Annotated in this window: 25 protein-coding genes; 18 read left to right on the forward strand and 7 right to left on the reverse strand. The window is 43.7% G+C overall.

Annotated elements, in window-relative coordinates; all coding sequences use genetic code 11:
* Window positions 1-32 precede the first annotated feature (32 nt).
* A complete protein-coding gene (locus tag GKS34_RS09800; RefSeq protein WP_163384642.1) occupies window positions 33-1016 on the forward strand; it encodes a DUF3078 domain-containing protein in 984 nt (327 codons plus the stop codon).
* Here the strand turns inward: GKS34_RS09800 and GKS34_RS09805 are convergent.
* The 3 genes from GKS34_RS09805 to GKS34_RS09815 all read right to left on the reverse strand — a co-directional run bounded on the left by GKS34_RS09805 (window position 1013) and on the right by GKS34_RS09815 (window position 3732).
* Window positions 1013-1462, reverse strand: coding sequence for a DUF8493 domain-containing protein (locus GKS34_RS09805; protein WP_163384643.1), 450 nt, complete (start codon window positions 1460-1462; stop codon window positions 1013-1015). The genes GKS34_RS09800 and GKS34_RS09805 overlap by 4 nt on opposite strands.
* A gap of 125 nt (window positions 1463-1587) precedes the next feature.
* Window positions 1588-2733, reverse strand: coding sequence for a DNA polymerase III subunit gamma/tau (locus tag GKS34_RS09810; RefSeq protein WP_163384644.1), 1146 nt, complete (start codon window positions 2731-2733; stop codon window positions 1588-1590).
* A 138-nt stretch (window positions 2734-2871) separates the two neighbouring features.
* Window positions 2872-3732 carry a GNAT family N-acetyltransferase gene (locus tag GKS34_RS09815; protein WP_163384645.1) on the reverse strand — a complete coding sequence of 287 codons (861 nt, stop codon included), beginning with the start codon at window positions 3730-3732 and terminating at the stop codon, window positions 2872-2874.
* Between the two features lie 139 nt (window positions 3733-3871).
* On the opposite strand from GKS34_RS09815, the gene GKS34_RS09820 reads away from it, so the two are divergent.
* The 4 genes from GKS34_RS09820 to GKS34_RS09835 all read left to right on the forward strand — a co-directional run bounded on the left by GKS34_RS09820 (window position 3872) and on the right by GKS34_RS09835 (window position 7823).
* Window positions 3872-5359, forward strand: a complete 1488-nt coding sequence (locus GKS34_RS09820; RefSeq protein WP_163384646.1) for a DUF5687 family protein — start codon at window positions 3872-3874, stop codon at window positions 5357-5359.
* Entirely contained in the window at window positions 5356-6054 is a 699-nt protein-coding gene (locus tag GKS34_RS09825; protein WP_163384647.1) for an ABC transporter ATP-binding protein, read from the forward strand. Before GKS34_RS09820 ends, GKS34_RS09825 begins: the two co-directional genes overlap by 4 nt.
* 71 nt (window positions 6055-6125) lie before the next feature.
* Window positions 6126-7355, forward strand: a complete 1230-nt coding sequence (locus GKS34_RS09830) for a sulfite oxidase (protein WP_163384648.1) — start codon at window positions 6126-6128, stop codon at window positions 7353-7355.
* A gap of 3 nt (window positions 7356-7358) precedes the next feature.
* A complete protein-coding gene (locus GKS34_RS09835) occupies window positions 7359-7823 on the forward strand; it encodes a hypothetical protein (protein WP_163384649.1) in 465 nt (154 codons plus the stop codon).
* A 1-nt stretch (window position 7824) separates the two neighbouring features.
* Here GKS34_RS09835 and GKS34_RS09840 read toward each other — a convergent pair whose 3' ends face one another.
* Window positions 7825-9162: a DUF3748 domain-containing protein gene (locus GKS34_RS09840; RefSeq protein ID WP_240459263.1), complete on the reverse strand. Its 1338-nt coding sequence runs from the start codon at window positions 9160-9162 to the stop codon at window positions 7825-7827.
* Between the two features lie 199 nt (window positions 9163-9361).
* On the opposite strand from GKS34_RS09840, the gene GKS34_RS09845 reads away from it, so the two are divergent.
* From GKS34_RS09845 to GKS34_RS09865, 5 genes are all read left to right on the forward strand, one after another.
* The gene (locus tag GKS34_RS09845) at window positions 9362-11515 is read left to right on the forward strand and encodes a glycoside hydrolase family 31 protein (protein WP_163384651.1); all 2154 of its coding nucleotides are present in this window, start codon (window positions 9362-9364) and stop codon (window positions 11513-11515) included.
* Window positions 11516-11656: 141 nt separating this feature from the next.
* On the forward strand, window positions 11657-12103 hold the full coding sequence (locus GKS34_RS09850) for a hypothetical protein (RefSeq protein ID WP_163384652.1): 447 nt from the start codon (window positions 11657-11659) through the stop codon (window positions 12101-12103).
* Between the two features lie 117 nt (window positions 12104-12220).
* Window positions 12221-14029, forward strand: a complete 1809-nt coding sequence (typA, locus tag GKS34_RS09855) for a translational GTPase TypA (RefSeq protein WP_163384653.1) — start codon at window positions 12221-12223, stop codon at window positions 14027-14029.
* A gap of 160 nt (window positions 14030-14189) precedes the next feature.
* Window positions 14190-15164 carry a 6-phosphofructokinase gene (gene pfkA / locus GKS34_RS09860; RefSeq protein WP_163384654.1) on the forward strand — a complete coding sequence of 325 codons (975 nt, stop codon included), beginning with the start codon at window positions 14190-14192 and terminating at the stop codon, window positions 15162-15164.
* 1 nt (window position 15165) lies between these two features.
* Complete coding sequence (locus GKS34_RS09865; protein ID WP_163384655.1) at window positions 15166-15531, forward strand: hypothetical protein; 366 nt, start codon at window positions 15166-15168, stop codon at window positions 15529-15531.
* Here GKS34_RS09865 and miaA read toward each other — a convergent pair.
* The gene (miaA, locus tag GKS34_RS09870) at window positions 15516-16430 is read right to left on the reverse strand and encodes a tRNA (adenosine(37)-N6)-dimethylallyltransferase MiaA (protein WP_163384656.1); all 915 of its coding nucleotides are present in this window, start codon (window positions 16428-16430) and stop codon (window positions 15516-15518) included. The genes GKS34_RS09865 and miaA overlap by 16 nt on opposite strands.
* Before the next feature lie 47 nt (window positions 16431-16477).
* Between miaA and GKS34_RS09875 the strand changes: the two genes are divergently transcribed.
* Genes GKS34_RS09875 through GKS34_RS09895 form a run of 5 tightly spaced genes read left to right on the forward strand, consistent with a single transcriptional unit; the run spans window position 16478 to window position 20214 of the window.
* Window positions 16478-17236, forward strand: a complete 759-nt coding sequence (locus GKS34_RS09875) for a response regulator (protein ID WP_163384657.1) — start codon at window positions 16478-16480, stop codon at window positions 17234-17236.
* Window positions 17229-17609, forward strand: coding sequence for a response regulator (locus GKS34_RS09880; RefSeq protein WP_163384658.1), 381 nt, complete (start codon window positions 17229-17231; stop codon window positions 17607-17609). Before GKS34_RS09875 ends, GKS34_RS09880 begins: the two co-directional genes overlap by 8 nt.
* A gap of 1 nt (window position 17610) precedes the next feature.
* Window positions 17611-17889, forward strand: coding sequence for a hypothetical protein (locus GKS34_RS09885; RefSeq protein WP_163384659.1), 279 nt, complete (start codon window positions 17611-17613; stop codon window positions 17887-17889).
* Window positions 17886-18647 (forward strand): MBL fold metallo-hydrolase, encoded by a 762-nt coding sequence (locus GKS34_RS09890; protein WP_163384660.1) that lies wholly within the window; start codon window positions 17886-17888, stop codon window positions 18645-18647. Before GKS34_RS09885 ends, GKS34_RS09890 begins: the two co-directional genes overlap by 4 nt.
* Before the next feature lies 1 nt (window position 18648).
* Window positions 18649-20214 (forward strand): NFACT RNA binding domain-containing protein, encoded by a 1566-nt coding sequence (locus tag GKS34_RS09895; protein WP_163384661.1) that lies wholly within the window; start codon window positions 18649-18651, stop codon window positions 20212-20214.
* Between the two features lie 83 nt (window positions 20215-20297).
* On the opposite strand, the gene pyk is transcribed toward GKS34_RS09895, so the two are convergent.
* Both pyk and GKS34_RS09905 read right to left on the reverse strand, forming a co-directional pair.
* On the reverse strand, window positions 20298-21728 hold the full coding sequence (gene pyk / locus GKS34_RS09900; protein ID WP_163384662.1) for a pyruvate kinase: 1431 nt from the start codon (window positions 21726-21728) through the stop codon (window positions 20298-20300).
* A gap of 12 nt (window positions 21729-21740) precedes the next feature.
* Entirely contained in the window at window positions 21741-22169 is a 429-nt protein-coding gene (locus tag GKS34_RS09905; protein WP_163384663.1) for an IPExxxVDY family protein, read from the reverse strand.
* A 148-nt stretch (window positions 22170-22317) separates the two neighbouring features.
* On the opposite strand from GKS34_RS09905, the gene GKS34_RS09910 reads away from it, so the two are divergent.
* The 3 genes from GKS34_RS09910 to rnc are packed head-to-tail and all read left to right on the forward strand — an operon-like array spanning window position 22318 to window position 24573.
* A complete protein-coding gene (locus GKS34_RS09910) occupies window positions 22318-22554 on the forward strand; it encodes an acyl carrier protein (protein WP_010855324.1) in 237 nt (78 codons plus the stop codon).
* 19 nt (window positions 22555-22573) lie between these two features.
* Complete coding sequence (gene fabF, locus GKS34_RS09915) at window positions 22574-23827, forward strand: beta-ketoacyl-ACP synthase II (RefSeq protein ID WP_163384664.1); 1254 nt, start codon at window positions 22574-22576, stop codon at window positions 23825-23827.
* A 2-nt stretch (window positions 23828-23829) separates the two neighbouring features.
* The gene (gene rnc, locus GKS34_RS09920) at window positions 23830-24573 is read left to right on the forward strand and encodes a ribonuclease III (protein ID WP_163384665.1); all 744 of its coding nucleotides are present in this window, start codon (window positions 23830-23832) and stop codon (window positions 24571-24573) included.
* Window positions 24574-24601 lie beyond the last annotated feature (28 nt).

Below are 24601 nucleotides of genomic sequence, written 5' to 3' on the forward strand. Positions count from 1 at the left end.
ACCTTATATTTGCCATTCACCTGAAAAAAACCATGTCTTACCGGATTTGTTTTACGTTACTTTTGTTGTTGGTCGCCCGCTTCGGATACGGACAGGATTTGTCCAAAGCAGATACCGTCATAATTGGTGGCGATACCTTGGTCATGTTGGGGGACTCCCTGATATTTACTACGGAAGCCCCTCCCGTTTACTGGGAAACCGGAGGTAATTTCAACCTCAGTCTGCAGCAGGTAAGTTTAAGTAACTGGGCCGCAGGGGGAGCCAGTTCTTTTGCTTTAAACACAGGACTACAGATTTTTGCGAATTACAAAAAAGAGAATATCATCTGGGACACCAAGTTAGCGTTAAACTATGGTATCAACCGGCAGTCCGGCAGGGCCTTTCCTACCCGGAAATCGAACGATAACTTCAATTTCTCCAGTAAATATGGGAGGCAGCTAAGTGAAAAAATATACCTGTCCACTCAAATAGACGCCAGAACTCAGTTGCTGGAAGGATACCGGTATTTTAGACCTTCGGGAGCAGAAAGAGAAAGCAGAAATAGAATTTCTGACTTGTTAAGTCCCGGTTACGTACAATCTTCTACAGGTTTAAATTACCAGACTACCTTAGAAAACAACGGGAAATTTTCTACGATACTTTCTCCATTTACCGGAAGGTTTACCATTGTCCTGGATGACTCCCTAAGCAGGGCCGGAGCCTTTGGAGTGGTTCCTGGAGAAAAGGTTCGTCCAGAGGCAGGGGTTTCTTTAGGCACTTCAGCCGACCTGCAAATTATGGAAAACGTTCGTTGGAAAACAGACTTAAACCTATTTTCCAACTACGAAAAGTTAGGCAATATGGTCGTTAACTTTAATTCGATCGTAAGTCTAAAGGTAAATAAATACATTACCACCCGAATAGAATCCATCCTTATCTATGACGAAAATGTATTTATAGAGCAAGAGGACGGCTCCTCTACCAGAGCTATTCAGTTTCAAAACCTAATCAATTTTGGTATAGGCGTTGACTTTTAAAAATCCGTTTCCAGACCAAACCGGTTCTTTAGTTCCTTCAATGCAGGAGATTTTTTCAACAAGTAGCTCAGCTTCTCACTCGAAGTATATAACGATTTTGCAGGATCCGCTGCCTCTACTCTGACTTCAAAAATCACCTCCAAATCTGGTTGATGCAATTTTCTTCGAAGAATCCCGGTCAATTCGGGTTTGAGCTTGGGGAAAAGATCTTCCTGCAATCCTCCCTGGAGAAAAAAAATAACATGGTGGTTTTTCACCTCAAAAGGCTGTTGAAGCAGTGCCATTTCCATGTTTTTATGCCCCACTTTAAAGTCCTCCTTTACTTCCTCCAAGGCATATTTCACATCCTCTTCACTAAGTATTCGTTGGGAACCCTCAGAAGTGGTCTTGGTAATGGTTTCCTTTGGAACCTCCTGTTTTACCTGCTGGGTAGGCCGATCCTTCATTTGCCGTTTGACATCTCCCAAATTGGAAGGAATAGGATGGGATTTTTTCAGCGATGAAAGCTGTTGTTCTTTGTTTGGTATGGGGGCATTGGAGACAGATGGTTCGGCCAGGGGGCCTTCAGGTGCTACGCTTTTTTTTTTGAGGAGTCTTCCGCAAGGGCGGCAAGGTTAATTGCATGTGGTAATTTTGCCAATTTCATCAAAACCAGCTCCACATGTAATCGTTGGTTTTTGCTGGTTTTGTAGGCCATGTCTGCCTGATTGCAGATGGATAGGGCTGAGAGTAAAAACGAAATAGAGGTTTGTGCAGACTGTTCTACATATCGGTTCTTTGCCGATTCGGAAACTTGAAGCAATTGGGCCGTATCAGGATCCTTGCAGACCATTAATTCCCGGAAATGTTCACTAAGGCCAACCAAAAAGTTGTGACCATCAAATCCCTTTTTTAGAATTTCATCAAATATCAACAACGCTTTGGAGATGCTTTCTTCCAGCAAGGCCTCCGTGACCTTAAAATAATAATCATAATCGAGTATGTGGAGGTTGTTGATGGTTTCCCGATAGGTCACCTTTTTTCCTGCAGAAAAAGTGACAATCAAATCGAAAATAGAAAGCGCGTCCCGAAGTGCTCCATCCGCTTTGGTAGCAATTAGCCTCAACGCTTCTTCCTCATAATCTATCCCCTCCTCCTTTGAAATATATTCCAGATGGTGACTGATATCCTGGATCTGAATCCGGTTGAAATCAAAAATCTGACACCTTGATAAAATAGTAGGTATGATTTTATGCTTCTCCGTAGTAGCCAGAATAAAAAGTGCATGCTTGGGTGGTTCCTCCAGCGTTTTCAAAAACGCATTGAAGGCTTGGGTGGATAGCATGTGCACCTCATCGATGATGTAAATTTTGTATTCCCCTTTTTGGGGAACATACCTTACCTGATCAACAAGGTTCCGCATATCCTCCACAGAATTATTGGAAGCAGCATCCAATTCGTGAACATTAAAAGAGCTATTGGAATTAAATGCTTCACAGGAGCTACAAGTGTTGCAGGCCTCTCCGTTATCCAAACGCGATTCACAGTTTATCGTCTTTGCAAGAATTCGTGCACAGGTGGTTTTACCTACTCCTCTGGGCCCGCAAAATAGGAAAGCTTGCGCCAGATGTTCGTTTTTAATCGCATTTTTCAGAGTGGTGGTAATGTGGCTTTGCCCCACCACACTTTTGAAGTCCGAGGGTCTGTACTTTCGGGCAGAAACAACAAAATTTTCCATTGCCGCAAGTTATAAAATTAATCGAACTTAAATCTCTTCCATCCCGGATTTTACCTATTTACCAGAGGTAACTAACTGATCGTTTGCCCCTTAAAATATCTCCATTCTTCCCTCCTTCTACTTCCCACATAGCCTTCCCTATCCTAACTCCGGACCGGCTATCAGGTAGTATTTTTCGGGTATCCCCGGATAGCGATTCGTCTGGAAATACATTCGGATCAATTCTCTTCGCTGTTCGAACCCCTGGTTTTCCAACCAAGGAATCAACTCTTGTCTGTTTGCTGCTACATCCAGCACTAGTGCCTGGTCATTAAAATGAGTAAGGGCTTGGTTGATTAACCTTCGGGCAATCGCTTCATCTTTCGCCACCAGAGGACCTAGCTGTGTGTAGTTGCTCCCTTTTCTACTGAGTATATAGCCTTTCAATTCACCGGCTTCTTTCAACATAAGTGCTCCTTCCGAAAAGGTCAATAGTAAATGACCTAGGACTTTTTCCCTGCTCGCTCCAAACACGGGTGCATCCAGTTTTTCCAGTTCCGGAAGATCTGAAATGGAAACCCGGCTTACCCCTGCATCCCGGTCAGATTCCTGCAGCGAATGGATGGCTTTTCTAACAAATCTCCAAAGTGAATATTCCTTTTTAAAACCCAACTGTTGGTAAACAAATTGGCCTTCCGGTGTTGCGTCTAGCTTAATGGTGGAAATACCTTCTAATCTGTGAAGAATCTCTCTCATTAACATCTTGCTGATGCCTTTTCTTCGGTATTTCCGATCCACCAACATCATTCCGATCCACGCCAACCTGTTTTGATAAGCAATGGCGGTAACGGTACCCACCGGTTTATTTTCTATTACTGCCACCAGACAGAACTGGGGTTGCTGTTTTAAAAATAACTGCCAGTCCTCTCTGGTTTGATTCCACCCTTCGGTTTTTTTCAACGCCATGGCCACATCGAGGTCATCTGGCAGCATCTGTCGAATGTAAATTTCAGAATCCATATGCTTTTATTGATTCTCAAAGATCTACTATTTAAGAGTAAAGGGGAAATTTTTAGTGGCTGTTGCTATTTTTTTTCTATTTTAGAAAAAATATCCACTGTCGGAGTAGGCAGAACTTCCAATAAACCCGAATTCCCGAATGCTGATACCCCTTTTAAAATTGGAACTATTAAAAAGAATGAGGAGCAGCTCATTTACCAGAAGTCTGGCTATCGGAGTAGTGGTTTTCATTATAGGCTTTTTTTTACTTACCTATTTATTTCTATTTGGACTGGTATTAAACCGATTAGTAAAGGAAGTACTAGGAGTCCCGAATGCGGTCCATTTTATAAATAGTTGCCTGCTCTACTTTTTTATGTTGGAACTCATTTATCGGTATTTTATTCAACAATTGCCAGTTTTCAGCCTTGAAAATTTCCTTCATTTGCCGCTGTCCAAATCCAAAATTATCCACTTTTTACTAGGAAGCAGTTTTATCTCCCCTTTAAATATCATTTCCCTATTGATATTCGGACCATTTGCAGCAGTGGAAATACAGCAGGCTTACGGGTCTTTTGCCGCCATTACCTGGCTGGTGGCGGTGGTGCTGACGAGTTGGTCTATTCATTGGTTTATTTTGTGGTTTAAGCAGCGCTTTGAGGATAGCCTGATCGGAACACTGTCCGTGTTTACTGCGCTACTTCTGGGCATAGGGTTTAGTTATTCTGGCTTTTTTGATCTGGGCGCTTTTTTTGAGCCAGTTTTTACCTTTTCCCTCGAAAGTCCCGTACCTATTATTCTGTTGCTTACCGTGCTAATACTGAGTTACTTCTTATGTTTTGCCTACTATCGCCAAAATGCTTATCTGGAGGATCTGAGCGAGGGAGATTACCTGCAGTTTGCCAACAGGGATCTGGGATTTTTATCCAAATTTGGCCTGGCTGGAGAGATCGCAAATCTGGAGTGGAAACTAATTATTCGTCACAAGAAAAGCCGTACCTACCTCACCTTATGCCTGGTATTTCTATTGTATGGGTTGATTTTTTATAACAATCCGGCCTACCAGACAGATACCGGTTTTAGTAATGTCTTCATATTTGTGGGTACCTTCATTACGGGAATTTTCATGACTCAATACGGACAGCTTTTTTTGAGCTGGAATTCGCCTGCATTTGACTTTTATGTTCACCAACGAAACGGATTAAGAGCACTTGTTCGCGGAAAATACTTGTTGTTCATGGGAATATCTTTAATGTGCTTCGTTCTTTCACTACCCTATGCCTATTTCGGGTGGCATATTTTGCTGATTCATACCGCCACCTTTCTGTTTAATATGGGAATCACCATGCATCTGGTTATTTTCCTGGCGTTGTGGAAACCCAAACCCATGGATCTGAATAAAGGATCTGTTTTTAACTATGAAGGTATGGGGCTCTCTCAGTTTTTGATCATCATTCCACTGCTAGCTGCTCCCTATGCTGTTTTTCTTCCTTTTTCCTATTGGTTTAATGACTATGCAGGCTTGGTTGCTCTGGGGGCTACAGGTGCTTTTGGATTAATCGTTTTTCCACGAATTTCCTCTCTGATGGCTGAAAAGGTGATTGAAATGAAATATGAAATAGCATCTGCATTTCGTCAGGAATTATGATACAAATAAACTCTTTGAAAAAAATCTACGGTGAAACCACCGTCCTGGATATTCCCAGCCTCAGCATCCCCAAAAGCCAGTGTTTTGGTCTGGTTGGCAACAACGGTGCGGGCAAAACCACGCTTTTTCGCACCATTCTGGATCTGGTCCGGACCACAGAGGGAAGTGTCACCGTAGACGACGAAGACGTCAGCAAAGGAGAACAATGGAAAACCAAAATTGGTGCTTACTTGGATGAAAACATGTTGCTCTCTTACCTTAGTCCTGATGAATACTTCCAAACACTCCGGAAAATCTATCACTTGTCGGAAGAGGATTTGCAGCTCCACCTGAATAAATTTACGGACTTTTTTAACGGCGAAATCGTGGGCAATAAAAAATACATCCGGGATCTTTCCAAAGGCAACATCAAAAAGGTGGGCATTGCCGCTGCCTTGCTGGGAAATCCTGAAGCGGTACTGTTAGATGAGCCTTTTGAAAACCTGGATCCGAGTTCTCAGATCCGGCTGAAAAAGCTAATTCAGAGAGAAAATGAGGATCACCTGGTGACTTTTTTATTATCAAGCCACGATCTTACCCATGTGACAGAAATATGTGAACGGATCGTGCTTTTGGAAAAAGGACAGATAATCATGGACCTCCGGGACAAGGATCGGATGCAAGAGGAACTCAACTCCTATTTCAACGTAACCTAAGATTACCTGATTCTGGGTTGAAAAAACCTGAAAAAAGGCCTAATTTGCTACAAAAATATAATTGGGAATTCATGAAAAAATCTTTCAATAGAAGGAAGTTTATAAAAAATGCTGGCTTGGGTTCCATGGCCGCCTTGCTGGGAGCTGAAATTGTATACGCGCTCCCTGAAGGATACCTACCGCTCGCTTTACAACAAAACCAGGATCCTGGAATCCTTTTCGGAAAACACGAGGAGATGCGGGTACTGAATGACCTGCCCTGGAATATCGAAGCGCAAGCCCATTTGCTGGACGATTCTGTGACTCCGGCAAACAAAATGTTTATCCGGAATAATGGGCTAATCCCTGAAGATATAAATCCTGACACCTGGACCCTAACCATTAGAGGAGAGTCAGCGGCTCAGGAAAAAACCTATAGCCTTGAAACCCTAAAATCCCAATTTCCTACCTACTCGTATCAGCTTGTACTGGAATGTGGGGGAAACGGGAGAAGTGAATTCTTCCCTCCTGCAAAAGGAAATCAGTGGACCATCGGTGCCGTTTCCTGTGCCAAGTGGACCGGGATAAGGTTAGGGGATCTCTTACGGGATGTAGGAGTCAATGACGATGCGGTTTACATCGGATATTACGGAGCAGATACCCACCTGAGCAGGGATCCAGGTAAAAACCCCATCTCCAGAGGGATTCCCCTGAATAAAGCCATGGAAGATCAGACCCTACTGGCTTTTGCCATGAATGGCGAGGATATCCCCATTGCCCATGGCCATCCCCTCCGGCTAATCGCCTCCGGATTTCCCGCCTCTGCATCGGGCAAATGGATCCATACCCTTTCCATTCGAAACAAAATCCATGATGGAGAAAAAATGGCACCTCCTTCCTATTCTGTTCCCTGCGAACCAGTGGAACCCGGCGCGGAAGTACCCAATGAAGCCATGTGCATCATCGAAAACATGCCTGTAAAATCGCTAATCACTTATCCCAAGTCAGGCGCGTTACTCCGACATAGGCAAAGCCTGTCCATCAGAGGCCATGCCTGGGCAGGAGCCAAAAAGGTTCAAACCGTGGATTATTCCATTGATTTTGGTGCTACCTGGAAGTCCTGCAGACTACAAGACCCGGTTAACCCCTTTGCCTGGCAGCGTTTTGACGCTGAGATTTCTTTTCCCGAAAAGGGATACTATGAAGTTTGGGCTAAAGCCACGGATAGTGATGGGATCAGTCAACCCATGTTGACTCCAGGCTGGAATCCAAAAGGCTACTTAAACAATGCCTGCCACCGGATAGCAATTAAAATTTCCTGATCTATGCAACACCTTCCTACCAACCTGCGGCTTTTGATGGGTGCTGGCCTTTTGATTTTAGTATTGGCCGGAATTGGAGTTTATTTTCAAACAGAACAATCAGAAACCGACACCATTCCCAAAGAGGGGGAAACCCGAAATGCCGAAGCACCACTTCAGGTAGAAGGAATAGAAGCGCAGATCGAAAACGGCATCCATGTACCTACAGGCCTGATCGCCGGTGAAGGGCTGAGTCTGGTTATCGCCCATTGTACGGCCTGCCATTCTGCAAAACTCGTAACCCAAAACCGGGCCGACAGAGAGGGTTGGGAAAGGATGATCCAATGGATGCAACGCACGCAGAACCTATGGGATCTAGGTGAGCAGGAAGCAGCCATTTTAGACTACCTCTCTGAAAATTACGCTCCAGTACAAACCGGTCGGCGCCCTCCGCTCACCAATATTGACTGGTACGAATTAAAGGAATGACTCAGGGCCTTTCGGCCAGAAAAATCTGGACATATCCGTCCAAATAGCGGTTAAAAGCCAAGCGATTGCCGTCACGGGAATAAACCGGTGAAAAGGGTTTGGTCTCAAAGAAAGGACTGATTTTTTTAGGGTTTTCCGCTTTACCCCTACCATCAAGCCGACCAAGATACAGGGCTTGGTTGCATACATAAACAAACTCCCTTTGGTAAGGGTGCCAACGCACCATGCTTTGCACGTCGGTATCGTGGTGACTTACCTGAAATGATTCTCCCCCTGCGGTAGGTACCAGAAACACCTGCACAATTCCGGAATCATCTTTAGCAAGAAAACTAATATAGGATCCATCCATCGAAGAACTAACCCAATGCCGGGGTTCGGTAGCCACTCCGGGAAATTTCCTGTGTTCCGTAAAGGTCAATCGCTTCACAGTGGCTCCTTTAGGGGGCATGGGCATTGTTTTATCGGTTCCTTCAAGTGGCCCGTTTTTACCGGGTATATCAATATTTTCTGGTACATCTACCATAAATACTTCAGTTACTTTTTCTCCCTTCTCGCTTACCAAATCTCCTAAAAAAGACCTGGCTCGTTGCAGGGTCCCGTCTGCCCTGAGGTATCCCTGCTTTCCAACCCACCAATCACTGTAAGCACGGCTGATTTCCCCACTTCCCGGTTGCGGGTCGGAAACTACCTTTACCAACAATACCGAAAACCAGCTTCCCTGAATGTTTTCATCGGAATTGGCAGTATCCACCTTTACAGCCGGACTTAATCGCTTGGATACCCCCAGTGTCCGTAAATCGTGAATTGCTCCTGTTTTTTTCTCCAGGTCTACCATCAAGGCATCGTTGTAAGTAAATCCTATCCAATTTCCGTCCGCACTCCATTGGTGACGGTGTGTTCCCCCACGTAAGGCCCCGGGAGTGTAAGGTTGTGTCACATCTCTGCTATCCATCCAGTACGCATCATTCCCCATCGATTCATCGACTATCCTCCCCAATCGCCGGTGTCCCGCATACGGTTTCTGGGGATCGGCATTCGGTAAACCGTGTATAAAAATAACCTGGTTTTTCTGAGGGTGGTAACTCACAGCTCCCACTCCTGGCCCGAAAGGATTGGATTCCTCCACCTGATACACAATTTTGGTCTTTCCATTTTCTACATTCACCTTTTCAATACACTGATTCTGGGCTATTCCGGAGGGATTCGGCCGGGTGTCGTAGACAATCCATCGATCATCCGGAGAAAAATTCTGGTTATGATCCAATTCATGGTTTTTCTCTTCTGTAGTCAGCTGCCTTATTTTCCATAATTCCTGAGCAGGACAGGTTATAAAGAACATAAGCGACAGGATAGGAAGAATACCAAGGAGTAACTGGTTGGAATTTATATGCATTGGAAGAGGAAAAACTGGTTAATTACTAATAGTACGAACCCATCTGCTATTTGTACCACCGCAATCAACTACCATCCGGCAAGAAATTGTTTCAATATTCGGTTTTTTTTTCTCACTTTACTGTCCATCAACCAATCCGAAACCAATGAAACAATCAGTTTGTAGCTTACTCCTTTATTTTTTTATAGCCATTCCTTCCTTCTCTCAGGAAATACATTGGGAATCCGTCGCTCCGGGAGTGTGGAGAGGTACCACCGGCACCCCAGAAGCCTATGATTTGTGGTCTGCGGCAGAACCCAGTCCCAAAATGGCTTCCCTGGAGAAATTGGGAGAAGCGGAATTTCCGTTAAGCAAAGGAGAAATCATAAGCAGGCACCTGGACGGTAACACCTATTTGAGATTCCCGCTTAAAAGAGGGGAACAATTATTTGGTTTTGGCTTAAATTTTAAAACGATTCATCAGAGAGGGCGTATTTTAAGGCTACATGTAGACCATTATGGCGGTGAGGACAATGGCCGCACACATGCTCCTGTTCCTTTTTATGTTTCGGATCAGGGTTATGGCATATTTATCAACTCAGCCAGATACCTGGATGTTTATGCCGGCTCAGCTTCCCGACTGAACAGCAAAGACCCGGCCGAGGCCAGGGACCGGAATACCGACCCAAATTGGACCGCTAGTCCTTATTCGGACGGGGTAGAAATTCTTGTACCGGCTGATGGAGTCACCTTTTATGTTTTTGCCGGACCCTCCGCTTTGGAAGCGATTCAGCGATTTAATTTATTGAATGGCGGTGGACCCATACCTCCGCGTTGGGGCTTGGGATTTACGCAGCGTGTACACCGCTTATACGATCAGGAGGAAGTTATCCGGGAGGTCGATGAGTTTGAAAAAAAGGGATTTCCTCTGGATTTTGTTGGACTGGAGCCGGGGTGGCAAAGCAAATCCTACCCGAATACCTTTGCCTGGGACCCGGTGCGATTTCCTGATCCCGAACTCCTCGCCAAAACCCTAAAAGATAAAGGAGTGAGTATAAATCTTTGGATGAATCCTTATGTTTCTCCTCAGGCTGAATTTTATGATACGCTCAAACCCTATTATGGAAGTCATACGGTCTGGGCGGGAGCGGTTCCTGATCTGAGCATGGAAAAGGCAGAGGAAATATATTGGGGGAATTTTAAACGCGATCATGTGGAAATCGGCGTGGGTGGCTACAAAATAGATGAAGTAGATGGATACGACCGCTGGCTTTGGCCCGATGTGGCTACCTTTCCTTCCGGCTTGGCGGCCGAACAAATGAGACAGACCTACGGACTTCTGGTTCAAAAACAGAGTACGGAACTTTTCAGGGAGCAAAACCGCCGGACCTGGGGTCTGGTGAGAGCTTCCAATGGAGGTGGTGTCTCTTTTCCATACGTGCTTTACAATGATTACTACAATCACCGGGATTTTATCACTGCTTTGATTAATAGCGGCTATTCCGGTGTTTTATGGACACCTGAGGCGAGGGCGTCTGATACGGCCGAAGAATGGCTAAGAAGGTTTCAAACGGTGGTATTTTCGCCCATGGCCATGATCAATGCCTGGGCCAGTGGCACCAAACCCTGGACCTATCCCGAGGTGGAAGAAGAAGTGAAGGCTATGGCACTTTTGCGCATGCAAATGATCCCTTATTGGTATTCAAGTTTTGCGCAATATCATTTCGAAGGTATTCCACCATTCCGGGGAGTGAACCTGGAGCCTGGGTTTAAAGAAATGGAGAGTTCTGATATTTTGGAGGGACCCACCGACCTCGAATCCAATCCCTATGAAGAAGCCCTGAGAAATGAAATGAAAGATCAATACATGGCCGGTCCTTCCTTGTTGGTAGCCCCTTTCTTTGCAGGAGAGCGTTCAAGAAAGGTCATTCTACCCCATGGAAACTGGTACGATTTTTACGAGGGTACGTTTGCTGGCAATGGAGAAATCATCGAAGTGCAGGCTAGGATGGACCGCATTCCCGTTTTCGTAAAGGAGGGCAGCATCATCCCCTTAATGGAGCCTAGACTCCACGCTCCGGAAAAAGGGGAGGTAGTGGACCTGGAAATCAGACATTATGGTAAGGAGCCGGCAAGGTACCGGTACTACGATGACGATGGGTACTCATTTGATTTTGAAAAAGGAGCGTACACATGGAGGGAACTGAAAGTAGAAAAAGACGGACAAGGAAAATGGAAAGGGTTTCTGTCACCTCCAGTCGAAGGCAAGCCAAATACGATAGGAGAAGTTCGCTGGAAATTCATGACATCCGGAGACTAATTGTCATCTCTTCAAACATCAACGAGCGGTGAATCCTACAAAAGGAGCTGATTTGATAACTAAAATGCACGTAACTTTGTTGGGTTAGTATATCGAATTTTGAATGTACTGAATCTTAATTTACTAACTAACTTTTATGATATGAAAACCTTATTCAATAGCACCTCATCATTTAGGAATAGCTTTATTGCAGTTTTGCTCATTTTCAGTTTTGCCGCTTGTTCTACGAAAATCACCTTCCCAGTTTCGCGGGTAGTTCCTGCAGCAGAGCCTGAAGCCAAAGTAAGTAAAACGAAGGAGGGGACGTATGACATATCATTGAACGTCTCGAATCTGGCCCTGCCAGAAAGGTTGAGTCCTCCCAAAAAGTTTTACATGGTTTGGATTGATACACCTGACCAGGGTATCAAGAAGCTGGGAGAAATTGCCAATAATAGTGGGATTTTCAGAAATCGGGGTAAAGCTGCTTTTGAAGCCAGTACGCTTTATCGGCCTAATATGATCCTGGTCACTGCCGAAAATAGTCTGGAGGTTGCTTACCCTGGATCCCACGTGGTGTTAAAAAGCAGACGCTTTGAGATAAAATAAAGACTGATAGGTATTGATCCAATATGGGTATAAGGAGGTTAAGAAATAATTATCTATCGTAATAATCTACCTATTTTCAAAATATTATTCGTACTTTTGCACCTTAATTAAATTCACATGCAGAGTATCCGTAATATTGCGATTATCGCACACGTAGACCATGGGAAAACCACCCTGGTAGACAAAATCATCCACATCTCCAAAATCTTCAGGGAAAACCAACAGTTTGAAGACTTGATCCTTGATAGCAACGATTTGGAGCGAGAAAGAGGCATTACCATTCTATCTAAGAATGTTTCGGTAAGGTACAAAGACACTAAGATAAATATCATTGACACTCCTGGTCACGCTGACTTTGGCGGTGAAGTGGAACGGGTGTTGAAAATGGCTGATGGCGTCATCCTTTTGGTGGATGCGTTTGAGGGCCCTATGCCCCAGACCCGTTTTGTATTAGGCAAAGCGCTGGAATTGGGATTAACACCCATCGTAGTAGTAAACAAAGTAGATAAAGAAAACTGCAGGCCTGATGAGGTTCAGGAAGCTGTATTCGAACTGATGTTCAATCTGGACGCCACTGAGGAGCAGCTTAATTTTCAGACCCTATATGGATCCGCAAAAAATAACTGGATGGGCCCTGACTGGAAAAATCCAACAGACAGCATTATCCCCCTTCTAGACGCCATCGTGGAGCATATTCCCGAGCCAAAAATCGATGAGGGTACCACGCAAATGCAAATCACTTCATTGGACTACTCTAATTTTGTAGGTAGGATCGCTATTGGCAGGGTAAAAAGAGGTACTATCAAAGAAGGCGCCCAATATGCGCTTTGCAAGGCTGATGGGAGCACCAAACGCGTGAAAGTAAAAGAGTTGGAGGTATTTGAAGGGCTTGGAAAAGTGAAATCCCAGGAGGTTCAGGCCGGTGATATCTGCGCTATAACAGGCGTGGAAGGATTTGACATTGGTGACACCATTGCCAATCTTGAGAATCCGGAGCCATTACCGCGAATTACCATAGATGAGCCGACCATGAACATGCTTTTTACCATCAACAACTCCCCGTTTTTTGGTAAAGAGGGTAAATTTGTTACCTCACGCCACCTTAGGGAAAGGTTGATGAAGGAAACAGAGAAAAACCTTGCCCTCAAGGTAGAGTCAACGGATAGTGAGGATAAATTCCTGGTATATGGAAGGGGCATACTCCATTTATCCGTACTAATAGAGACTATGAGAAGGGAAGGTTATGAACTTCAGGTAGGTCAGCCACAGGTAATTATCAAAACGATAGATGGAGTAAAACACGAACCCATTGAAACCTTGTATGTAGACGTTCCAGATGTCAGTGCAGGTAAAGTGATTGAACTGGCTACCCAAAGAAAGGGCGAATTGCTGGTAATGGAGCCGAAAGGCGATTTACAGCATTTGGAATTTAAAATTCCTTCAAGGGGATTGATAGGTCTCAGAAACAATGTACTCACCGCAACTCAGGGTGAGGCCATTATGAACCACCGGTTTTCTGCCTATGAACCTTTTAAAGGCACTATTCCCGGCAGGATAAATGGATCGCTGATTTCTATGGATGCCGGTCAATGTACGGCTTACGCCATTGACAAACTTCAGGACAGGGGCACTTTTTTTGTCGATCCTGGGGAAGAACTATATACCGGCCAGGTAATTGGCGAGCACTCACGGGACAATGACATTGTCGTGAATGTTCAAAAAGGAAAACAGTTGACCAATATGAGGGCTTCAGGCTCGGATACCAATACGAAAATTGCACCTGCAAGGAAATTTTCGTTAGAAGAGTCCATGGAATACATTCAAAAGGACGAATACCTGGAAATCACGCCTAAAAGCATCCGGATGAGAAAAATCCACTTGGATGAAAACGAAAGGAATAAAGCTTCTAAAATGCAAAATGCATAACCGAATAATGAAAGGATGGATTTTTTCCATCCTTTTTTTTATGAGATCGTATTAGATTGAGCTTATTTCTTTATTTTTATATCCTAATTCAAATCGATTCAGGGAGAACAGGTTACACGTTTTTTTAATCGATTTACTCAATTAAAATGAGAATATACGTATGAAAAAAATTGCGGTTTTTACCTCAGGAGGAGATTCACCCGGAATGAACGCCTGTGTTCGGGCAGTGGTCAGAACAGGCATCTACCACAACCTGGATGTATATAGCATTATGTATGGCTATGATGGTATGATTAAGGGAAATATCAAAAAGATGCAATCTCATTCAGTCAGCAATATTCTCCAAAGAGGCGGTACTATCCTGAAGTCGGCACGAAGTGAGGAATTCAGAACGAAAGAAGGAAGGCAAAAAGCATTCGAAGAGCTCAAAAAACACGGGATTGATGGCCTGGTGGCTATTGGTGGAGATGGTACGTTTACCGGAGCAAAAATTTTCTTTGAAGAATACGGTATTCCCACCGTTGGTTGCCCGGGAACCATAGATAATGACATTTTCGGTACCGATTATACGATTGGTTTTGATACGGCGGTGAATACTGCCTTGGAGGCCATTGACAAAATAAGGGATACCGCTGCCGCCCACGACCGTATTTTCTTTGTTGAAGTAATGGGGAGAGACAGTGGATACATTGCAATAGAATGCGGTATCGGAGGAGGTGCTGAATTGGTCATGGTACCTGAAACAACTACTACCATTCACGATGTGGTAAAATCCCTTAAAGGGCTTAGAAAATCCAAAACGTCCAGCATCGTCGTAGTGGCTGAAGGGGACGAAGAAGGGGGTGCTGCAGATATCATGGAAAAAGTGAAATCCGAATTCAAAGGAGAGGACAAAGAATTTAAAGTAACCACATTGGGTCATATACAGCGGGGAGGTAGCCCGACTGCCAAAGACCGGATCCTGGGTAGTCGAAGTGGAATGGCTGCCGTAGAAGGGCTAATCAATGGGAAATCTAATTGTATGGCCGGAATCATCAACGACCAGGTTGTCTATACGTCCTTTGAGGACTGCATCACGAAAAACAAACCGCTAAAGGATGAATACCTGAGACTTCAGGAACTATTAAGCATTTAATATGGGATTTGTTCCGATTTTTATTACGCTGGGCGGGTTTGTCTTTTTATTTATTTTGCTTGTTCACCAAAATATACGGCAAAAAAAAGATGCTTTTTCATCAACGTGGAAGGATCTTGAATACCAACTCCAGCAGCATCAGAAAACACCGCCCGACAAATTGGCTCCGGGTGATCTGGAGGGTGCTGAAAAGACCTACCGCTCCCTGCAAAAATCCGCTCCAGAGGATGATGGTGGACAAATGGATTCTGAAACTTTCAATGAATTGCTTTTACGCTTGAAAAGATCCCGGTATGAATACAATAACCTGGTTCGCATGAGACCTTATTCGTTTGTAGCCAATCTTTTTGGTCACCGCCCCCTCTGATCTGAAATCCATTTTAGGATTTGATTCCACTCCTCCGGATGGAACCAGACATAATCCGAATCTCTTCTAAACCAGGTCAGTTGTCTCTTGGCATACCTTCTGGAATTTCTTTTTAATAGTCTGATAGCTTCATTTTTATCATATGTCCCTTCTAAATAACCAAAGATCTCCTTGTAGCCTACCGTTTGAAGGGCATTGAGCTGTCGGAAGGGAAAGAGACGCTCTGCCTCCTCAAAAAGACCATTTCGAATCATATCCTCCATCCGACTGTCTATTCGATCGTAAAGCTCAGCTCTTTCCCTGTTCAAGGCTATCTTCAGTGTGCGAAAAGGCCTGGTTTTTCTTCTTTTTTGCCTAAAACTACTAAAGGTCCTGCCGGTGCCCAGGCAGACCTCCAGGGCACGAATTAAACGCTGTGGATTGTTCCGGTCTACGGTCTGATAGTACTCCGGGTCGAGCTTTTTCAATCTTTCCTGAAGCAAAGAAAGCCCTTGGGCTTTAAAATCAGAATTCAATTGCTCACGGATTTCAGGGTGTATTTCCGGCATCTCGTCAAGCCCCTCCACTACCGCATCTATGTATAAGCCGGAACCTCCTGTAAGGATCAACAACTCTTTTTCAGCGAACAGTTCCGTCAACAAACAGAGTGCTTCTTCCTCAAATGCTCTGACATCATAGGGCTCATGGATGGACTTATTTCCAATGAAATAATGTGGAGCTTTTTCCAGGGAGTCACGGTCCGGCTTTGCTGTACCTGCATTCATTTCCCGAAAAAATTGTCTACTATCCGAGGAAATGATAGCAGTATTAAATTTTTTGGCTAAATTTATGCACAAATCAGTTTTACCTACTGCAGTTGGACCTGCGATGACCAAAAGTATTTTATTCGAGGAAGTCACTATTTGTCAGACCTAAACTAGAATCCCGAAGTTAAGGAATTTCAACTATGAAAAACAAAAAAGTCCTGATCGTAGACGACAATGCGCTGAACCGCAGGGTTTTTGAAAACGTAATCGGACACAACTATTTTTTTGATTCAGCTTCAGATGGGTTGGAAGCCATAGAAATGCTTAAGAACAATACCTATGACATTGTTCTTATGGACATTCAGATGCCCAAACTGGACGGCATTTCTTGCCTGAAGATTATTAGAGAAGAGGAAATTACCGATATTCCGGTGATTGCCATCTCTGCCTATTCGAACCAGGGCGACCGGGATTATTTTCTGTCAACGGGATTTGACGATTTCATTGCCAAACCTGTAAAGCCCAAAGACCTGCTGGAAACGATTCATTTTCACCTACAACCGGGAGTTGGCAGGGCCATAACTACTGGCATGGAAGCTGGAGAAACCGATGACTTTAACGAAGCGGTAATCCTTCAATTACTTAAATACCATACCATTGACAATATCAAGGCAGTGTATCATGATTTCCTGGATGAAGCAGAAAACCTCACCCAAGAAATCCGAATATTGGCAGATTTGGGGAAATTTGATGAAATTGGAGAAAAACTTCACATTTTAAAGGGAAATTCTGGTACTTTAGGGGTTTTGGTAATTTACAATGCCTCGGCAGGATTTGAAAAGAAAATCAAACAATCCAACTTGAAAGACATGGAGGAGGACCTGGAAAATTTGGAATCAGGCTTAAAAACCTACCAAAAGATAATTGAGAACGATAAAATTTTTGCGAAATATGAGTGAACCCAAAAAAGTACTAGTGGCAGAAGACAGCTCAGTGATCATAAACTTAACCAAGAATGTGCTGTTATTTGAAAACTTTCACATCACAGCCGTCAAAAATGGCCAGCAGGTTTTGGACAAATTGAGTAAAGAAGATTTTGATCTTATACTGATGGATATCAACATGCCGGTCATGGATGGTATTGCCTGTACCAAAGCCATCCGTCAGCTTACTGATCCTGCCAAATCCGAGATCCCTATCGTTGCCATTACCGGAAATTATAAAAATTTCACGCTGGATGATTTCAAAAAGGCGGGGCTGAATGATTACGTTCAAAAACCCTTGGATTATGACCTCTTACTGGCTACCGTAAAGAAGCACATTTACAAGTAAAATGTACATTAGGTATACTAAAGGCTATCTGGATAAACTGGAAGATATTTTTGCTGCCTCTGAATACCACCTGCGGTATGAAAAGGGCAATTTCAAATCCGGTTACTGTATTTTAAAGGATACTAAAATCGTGATTATCAACAAGTATTTCACGATGGAAGGCAAAATCAATGCATTGCTAGATATCCTGAAAACGCTTGATTTCAATCCAAAAAGCTTTGAAAACCAAAAACAGCAGGATTTTCTTACTGAACTTAAACAAACCGAGCTGAAACTTTGAAAATCACATTTTTAGGAACCGGAACATCCCAGGGAGTACCCGTCATCGGTTGCAATTGTGAAACCTGCCAGTCTTTGGATTTTCGTGACAAACGTACGAGAACATCCCTTCACCTGGAGATTGAAGGAAAGAGTGTCGTCATCGATACCGGTCCGGATTTCAGGATGCAGATGCTACGAGAATCCATCAACAGGCTGGATGCAGTGGTTTATACCCATGAGCATAAAGACCACACCGCAGGCTTGGATGATATCCGGCCTTTTAATTTTATGCAGCAAACGGACATTCCACTTTTTGGAACTCCCCAGGTACTAGACCAAATTAAAACCGAGTTTTCATACATTTTTTCAAATCACAAATACCCGGGCATCCCACGGGTACTTATCAATGAAATCCATAACCTGCCTTTTGAAGTTTTGGGTGTACCTTTTATCCCCGTTCAGGTAATGCATCACAAATTACCCGTTTTTGGTTTCCGAATAAAGAACTTTACTTATATAACGGATGCCAACTATATCGCACCGGAGGAAATCGAAAAAATTAAAGGAACAAAAATCCTTGTAGTGAATGCACTCCAAATCAAACCGCACATCTCTCATTTTACTCTGGAAGAGGCCTTGGCATTCATCGAAGAAATTGGACCTGAAAAGGCCTACCTGACACATATCAGTCACCGTATGGGCATGCATCAGCGGGTTCAGGAGCGCATGCCGAAAAATGTTGAACTGGCTTTTGACGGGTTAAAGATCCATCACTGATATGCATCTGAACTATCATTTTTTTCGCTTTTTATGTCCTGCTTTAGAGTCAAATATTAAGGGTGCCAGCCTTGCCGCTTGCTTTTCACAAAATAAAGAGGAATTAATTCTGGAATTTCACCCTTCAGGCAGGGCGCCCTTTTTTATCCGAGCCCTTCTCCTCCCCTCAGCTACCTGTTTGAGTTTTCCTGAAGATTTCAGAAGAAGTAGAAAAAACAACGTGGATCTATTTCCTGAAATCATTGGTCAAAAAGTCCGGCAGGTTTGCTTGTTGGCTTTTGAACGGGCCTTTTACCTGGAATTCGAATCAGGCACCCTGCTGCTATTCAAGATGCATGGCAGTCGGTCAAACATTCTCCTTTTTCATTCCAGGGAAGGAAACCCGGAAAAATTATTTCGAAAAGACCTCCGAGAGGATCTGAATTTATCCATTCCGGAGCTGGAAAAACCCCTTTTACTTAATCGGGAAAGGTTTGAGGCGGTGGAAGGAAATGCCTCCCAGTTTCTTCCTACGCTGGGGAAACTACCCAGAGCGTGGTTGAAGGATCGTGGATACTTGGAGGCAGATCTAGAAAGTCGCTACCAGCTAATGTTGCAGGTGATCGACCTATTGGAAAGCCCTCTTTTTTCCATTTTTCAAGAGCTGGACCAGTACCGGTTGACATTGCTCCCATGTGAACAGGCATTGGAAACCTCTACGGACCCGATAACCGCTGCCAACCTGTATTATCAGAAAGCAGTAGTCCGCCAGGCTTTTGAGGTGCAAAAAAACAGGATGTTACGTTCCCTGGCGGATCAGCGTAAAAAAACGGAAAACTACCTGCAAAAGACCCGGGAAAAATTGGCCGCCATGGAAGCAGAACCCGCCCCCAGTCAGACCGCAGACATTATCATGGCCAATCTGCATCAAATACCTCCCGGTGCTGAAAAGGTAAAACTGTATGATTTCTATACGGATAAAACAATTGAAATAAGTTTAAAACGAGGACAAAGCCCCCAAAAACAAGCCGAGAACCTATATCGAAAAAATAAAAATAAGAAAATAGAATTTGAGCAGGTACGCAAAAACCTTCAAGGAAAAGAAAGCTTGCTAAAGGCCTTGGAATCAGAAATAGCGGAATTAGTATCGGTTCAGGATTTTCGCACCTTAAAAAAGTATATTAAAACAAGTGATCGAACTTCTATAAGCACGAAACCCGAGTCATTACCCTTCAAAAAGTTTGAACTGTTGGGGTTTGAGGTTTGGGTGGGCAAGTCTGCACGTTCCAATGATGAACTACTGCGTAGATACGCCTGGAAGGAAGACATCTGGCTACACGCAAAAGACGTTTCTGGTTCCCATGTCATAATAAAGAATCAGTCAGGTAAAATACTACCGGGTCCGGTGCTGGAAAAGGCTGCATCTTTAGCCGCCTACTATTCCAAAAGCAAAACTTCCAGTCTTGCGGCTGTGATGTACACCCCTTGTAAGTATGTACGGAAAGTCAAAGGGTCCCCTCCAGGAGCAGTGATGGTGGATCGGGAAAAGGTTCTGATGGTTCGTCCCGAAGGGCCTGAGGATCTGTAACAAATAAAAAAAGAACTGTCTGAACAGGTACAGACAGTTCTTTTATTTACAAAACCTGATTGACTGACAACCAGGTCACAGAATTAATTCACAACATGGATTTTTAGCATGTTGGTTCTTCCTTTGGCTTTCAGCGGCATGCTAGCCGTATTGATAATAATATCTCCCTCGCTGACATGGTTTTCCTCCTTTAATTTGTCCTCGATATCCTGAAAGGTAGCGTCGGTAGAGACGCGATTATCATAATAAAATGCCCTGACTCCCCACACCAGGCTCAGTTGCGTCAATAAATTTTTATTTCGGGTAAAAATGAATATGTCTGCAGATGGGCGGTGAGAAGAGATACGGAATGCTGTAAATCCGGAAGTGGTAATGCCTACAATTGCTTTGGCTTTAACATTTCTGGATAAGCGACTGGCCATTAGCAACAGGTTATTGCTCAGAAAGCTATCGGTATCTTCGGGGATCTTGTAGAGATTGTGATAAATATCAGCATTAACCTCGATATGATCAATAATGCTACTCATCGCCCTAACTGCTGCAATCGGGAATTTTCCAGAGGCCGTTTCGGCTGATAGCATTACGGCATCTGCCCCATCCAGTACGGCCGTGGCGACATCATTGGTCTCTGCCCGAGTAGGCCTGGGGTTGACGATCATGCTCTCCATCATCTGGGTGGCAATGATAACAGGTTTACAGGCTATCTTACATTTTTCAACCATTCTTTTCTGCCAAAGGGGCACAATTTCCATGGGCACCTCCACTCCCAGGTCTCCCCGAGCCACCATGATGGCATCTGTAGCATGGATAATGGCATCAATATTTTCTAAGGCTTCCGGCTTTTCAATTTTGGCAACAATCTTACAGCTTTTGCCTGCCTTGGCAATCCGTTCGCGTAGGTCTACAATATCATCTGCAGTTCGTACAAAAGAGAGTGCGATCCAATCCACCTCATTTTCCAAACCGAACTCCAGGTCCTCAAGATCTTTTTCTGTTAAGGATGGGGCACTAATTTTCGTACTGGGGAGATTGATCCCTTTTCTGGATTTCAAAATCCCACCATGTACTACGGTACAATCCACATTTTTACCGTCGGTCTTCAATACCACCAGTTCCAGATTCCCATCGTCAATCAAAATGCGGTCACCCTGAGCCACGTCGTTTGGTAGGTTTTGGTAAACCGTACTTACCAGTGAAGCATTCCCCACCACCGGGTCATTAGTAATGGTAATAGGGTCTCCTTGTTTGATGAGTACCCCGTTATTTTCCACTTCTCCTACACGTATTTTGGGGCCCTGAAGATCCTGCAATATCCCAATATTGAAACTCATTTCAGCATTCACCTCGCGGATAGTTTTGATCACATCAGCATGTATGCTGTGATCCCCATGGGAGAAGTTTAACCGAAAGATATCAGCTCCGGCCATGACCAATTCGGTGATGGTTTCCTTCGTATTGCTGGCAGGTCCGACGGTAGCTAATATTTTGGTTTTATTAAAAATAGGTACTCTCATTTCTATATGTATTTAATATGTTAACAGGTTTTCTTTTGATTTTAACTTGTTGATATCAATTTTCACGATGCTTTGGATCCCGCTGACCCCGGAAAGGCCGTCAATATACGTATTTAAATCCACTTCATAGGTAAAGTCCTGGCAGACTAAAAAGTAATCCATACTCCGGAGTTCGGGTACCAGATACCTGGAGTGGCCGCCAACCGGATACGACTTATTTCTTAGCAATTGAATGTAGCCATGTTCTTTTTCCAATATAAATTGAGAAATAATTAAATCGGGCTGGCGAAGAAATTCCATTTGATAATCACCGGTTTTTTTTAGACTTATCCCCAAAGAACGATTGATCAGCCAAGCTACTTTATAGTCCTTTAAAGGGGCTACAAGGCCTAAAAGCTCAAAATCAAACGTGGTCTCAACATGAAGTTTGCTTTTCTTCATTCAGGAAGAATTTAAAAAAACAAAGTTAAAAATTTTATTCCAACTTCTATCCCTGAAGGAAAGTTCTTAATTTAGTTTGGCTTTTTTTTTGACATTAAGGTATTAAATAATTTTCTTTGCGGAGTGTTTAAACTAAACTGATCACAAAATGTCTGAAATTGCACAAAAAGTAAAAGCTATTATCGTTGATAAGTTAGGCGTCGAAGAATCTGAAGTTACTCCGGAAGCGAGCTTTACCAATGACCTTGGGGCCGATTCTTTAGATACCGTAGAGCTTATCATGGAATTCGAAAAAGAATTCAACATTTCCATTCCAGATGACCAGGCTGAGCAGATCGGTACGGTAGGCCAGGCTGTTAGCTATTTGGAAGCTAACGTAAAATAACCCATACTTAAAATCATTTATGAATTTAAGAAGAGTTGTAGTAACAGGTTTAGGTGCCCTTACACCCATTGGCAATACCGTAGAGGATTTCTGGAGCGGATTGACAACTGGTGTAAGTGGTGCTGCGCCTATTACCCGTTTTGATGCCTCCAAATTCAAAACCCAATTTGCCTGTGAACTAAAGAATCTTGACATAGCGCAATTTATAGACAGGAAAGAAGCCAGGAAAATAGACCCTTACACGCAATACGCCATGATTGCTGTGGAAGAGGCTATGAATGATTCAGGAATAGACCTGAACAGCATTGACCTCACCCGATCAGGCGTAATATGGGGATCCGGTATCGGAGGCCTGAAAACGTTTCAGGATGAAGTCACGGAATTTGTCAACGGAGATGGGACGCCCCGATTCAATCCCTTCTTCATACCCAAAATGATAGCCGATATTGCGGCGGGATTTATATCCATAAAATATGGATTCCAAGGTCCCAATTTCGCCACGGTTTCGGCTTGCGCTTCTGCTACGAATGCCTTAATTGATGCTTTTAATTACATCCGACTAGGCAAGGCGGATATTTTTATTTCCGGTGGTTCAGAATCGGCGGTTACAGAGGCTGGCGTAGGTGGATTCAATGCCCTAAAAGCATTATCTCAACGCAATGACGATCCTGCCACTGCCTCCCGACCCTTTGATAAGGACAGGGATGGGTTTGTGCTGGGAGAAGGTGCAGGTGCCCTCGTCCTGGAAGAATACGAACATGCAAAAGCCCGTGGGGCTAATATATACGCAGAACTAATAGGTGGAGGAATGACCGGTGATGCCTATCACATAACAGCCCCTCACCCAGAAGGACGTGGAGCGGCTAATGTGATGAAATTTGCCCTTGAGGATGCGGGTATTAACGCAGATGCAGTAGATTATATTAATGTACATGGTACTTCTACGCCACTCGGGGACCTAAGCGAAGTCAAAGCCATTCAAAAGGTATTTGGTGACCATGCGTATAAACTGAACATCAGCAGTACAAAGTCCATGACAGGACACTTGTTGGGGGCCGCCGGAGCTGTGGAAGCAATTGCCTCTATTTTGGCCATGAGAAATAACCTTATACCTCCGACCATCAATCATTTTACCGATGATGAAGAGGTTGATGGGAAATTGAACCTCACTTTCAATCATGCTCAGGAGAAAGAAGTGAACATTGCCCTGAGTAACACTTTTGGATTTGGCGGGCACAATTGTTCCATCATTTTCAAAAAAATTAAGGAATAAATTTGAAATTACTTCGGTTGCTCAGAGTCCAAGAGCTAACTTACGATAAGAAAGAAAAAAGGCTTGCTTCCGCTATCAAAAATATAGTGGGTAGCAAGCCTTTAAATTTATCGCTGTACAGGTTGGCCTTCCGGCATATTTCGGCTTCTAAGGAAATAAGAGCAGGAGTAAAAATAAGTAATGAACGCCTGGAATACCTCGGGGATGCCGTTTTGGGAACAGTGGTGGCAGAGTATCTTTTTCAAAAATTTCCCTACAGAGATGAGGGATTTCTTACAGAAACCCGGTCCCGCATCGTCAACCGCGAATCTTTAAACCAGGTTGGCCAAAAAATAGGCCTTCCCAAGATCGTAGAAACGGAAATGGACGGAAAAGTCCCTTATTCCTTTAAATCTCTTTACGGAGATACTCTGGAAGCATTAATTGGGGCTATTTACCTTGATAGGGGATATTACTTTTGTAGAAAATTTATCTACAAAAGATTGATTACTCCTTTCTTCGATTTAGATAATATCATCACCACCACCATCAATTTTAAAAGTAAAATTATCGAATGGTCCCAGAAAGATAACAAGGAGATTGATTTTGAGTTAAAATCAGTAGAAGGCAGCCAACGGTTTAAAGAGTTTACGGTAGCGCTTAATATTGACGGATCCTCTTTTTCGGAAGGCAAAGGGTCTACCAAGAAAAAAGCTGAGCAGGAAGCTGCAAAAATGGCCTGCGAAAAACTTCAGATCATCCTTTAATCACGCAATCTCCATAAGAGGAGAAGAA

Origin of the sequence: Cyclobacterium jeungdonense, assembly GCF_010994275.1 — a bacterium.
Classification (GTDB): Bacteria; Bacteroidota; Bacteroidia; order Cytophagales; family Cyclobacteriaceae; genus Cyclobacterium; species Cyclobacterium jeungdonense.

Bases quoted from the DNA above. Each gene is read 5' to 3' on its own strand.
- GKS34_RS09800 (WP_163384642.1), top strand. From the start codon at position 33: ATGTCTTACCGGATTTGTTTTACGTTACTTTTGTTGTTGGTCGCCCGC.
- GKS34_RS09805 (WP_163384643.1), bottom strand. From the start codon at position 1,462: ATGAAGGATCGGCCTACCCAGCAGGTAAAACAGGAGGTTCCAAAGGAA.
- GKS34_RS09810 (WP_163384644.1), bottom strand. From the start codon at position 2,733: ATGGAAAATTTTGTTGTTTCTGCCCGAAAGTACAGACCCTCGGACTTC.
- GKS34_RS09815 (WP_163384645.1), bottom strand. From the start codon at position 3,732: ATGGATTCTGAAATTTACATTCGACAGATGCTGCCAGATGACCTCGAT.
- GKS34_RS09820 (WP_163384646.1), top strand. From the start codon at position 3,872: ATGCTGATACCCCTTTTAAAATTGGAACTATTAAAAAGAATGAGGAGC.
- GKS34_RS09825 (WP_163384647.1), top strand. From the start codon at position 5,356: ATGATACAAATAAACTCTTTGAAAAAAATCTACGGTGAAACCACCGTC.
- GKS34_RS09830 (WP_163384648.1), top strand. From the start codon at position 6,126: ATGAAAAAATCTTTCAATAGAAGGAAGTTTATAAAAAATGCTGGCTTG.
- GKS34_RS09835 (WP_163384649.1), top strand. From the start codon at position 7,359: ATGCAACACCTTCCTACCAACCTGCGGCTTTTGATGGGTGCTGGCCTT.
- GKS34_RS09840 (WP_240459263.1), bottom strand. From the start codon at position 9,162: ATGTTCTTTATAACCTGTCCTGCTCAGGAATTATGGAAAATAAGGCAG.
- GKS34_RS09845 (WP_163384651.1), top strand. From the start codon at position 9,362: ATGAAACAATCAGTTTGTAGCTTACTCCTTTATTTTTTTATAGCCATT.
- GKS34_RS09850 (WP_163384652.1), top strand. From the start codon at position 11,657: ATGAAAACCTTATTCAATAGCACCTCATCATTTAGGAATAGCTTTATT.
- typA (WP_163384653.1), top strand. From the start codon at position 12,221: ATGCAGAGTATCCGTAATATTGCGATTATCGCACACGTAGACCATGGG.
- pfkA (WP_163384654.1), top strand. From the start codon at position 14,190: ATGAAAAAAATTGCGGTTTTTACCTCAGGAGGAGATTCACCCGGAATG.
- GKS34_RS09865 (WP_163384655.1), top strand. From the start codon at position 15,166: ATGGGATTTGTTCCGATTTTTATTACGCTGGGCGGGTTTGTCTTTTTA.
- GKS34_RS09875 (WP_163384657.1), top strand. From the start codon at position 16,478: ATGAAAAACAAAAAAGTCCTGATCGTAGACGACAATGCGCTGAACCGC.
- GKS34_RS09880 (WP_163384658.1), top strand. From the start codon at position 17,229: ATGAGTGAACCCAAAAAAGTACTAGTGGCAGAAGACAGCTCAGTGATC.
- GKS34_RS09885 (WP_163384659.1), top strand. From the start codon at position 17,611: ATGTACATTAGGTATACTAAAGGCTATCTGGATAAACTGGAAGATATT.
- GKS34_RS09895 (WP_163384661.1), top strand. From the start codon at position 18,649: ATGCATCTGAACTATCATTTTTTTCGCTTTTTATGTCCTGCTTTAGAG.
- pyk (WP_163384662.1), bottom strand. From the start codon at position 21,728: ATGAGAGTACCTATTTTTAATAAAACCAAAATATTAGCTACCGTCGGA.
- GKS34_RS09905 (WP_163384663.1), bottom strand. From the start codon at position 22,169: ATGAAGAAAAGCAAACTTCATGTTGAGACCACGTTTGATTTTGAGCTT.
- GKS34_RS09910 (WP_010855324.1), top strand. From the start codon at position 22,318: ATGTCTGAAATTGCACAAAAAGTAAAAGCTATTATCGTTGATAAGTTA.
- fabF (WP_163384664.1), top strand. From the start codon at position 22,574: ATGAATTTAAGAAGAGTTGTAGTAACAGGTTTAGGTGCCCTTACACCC.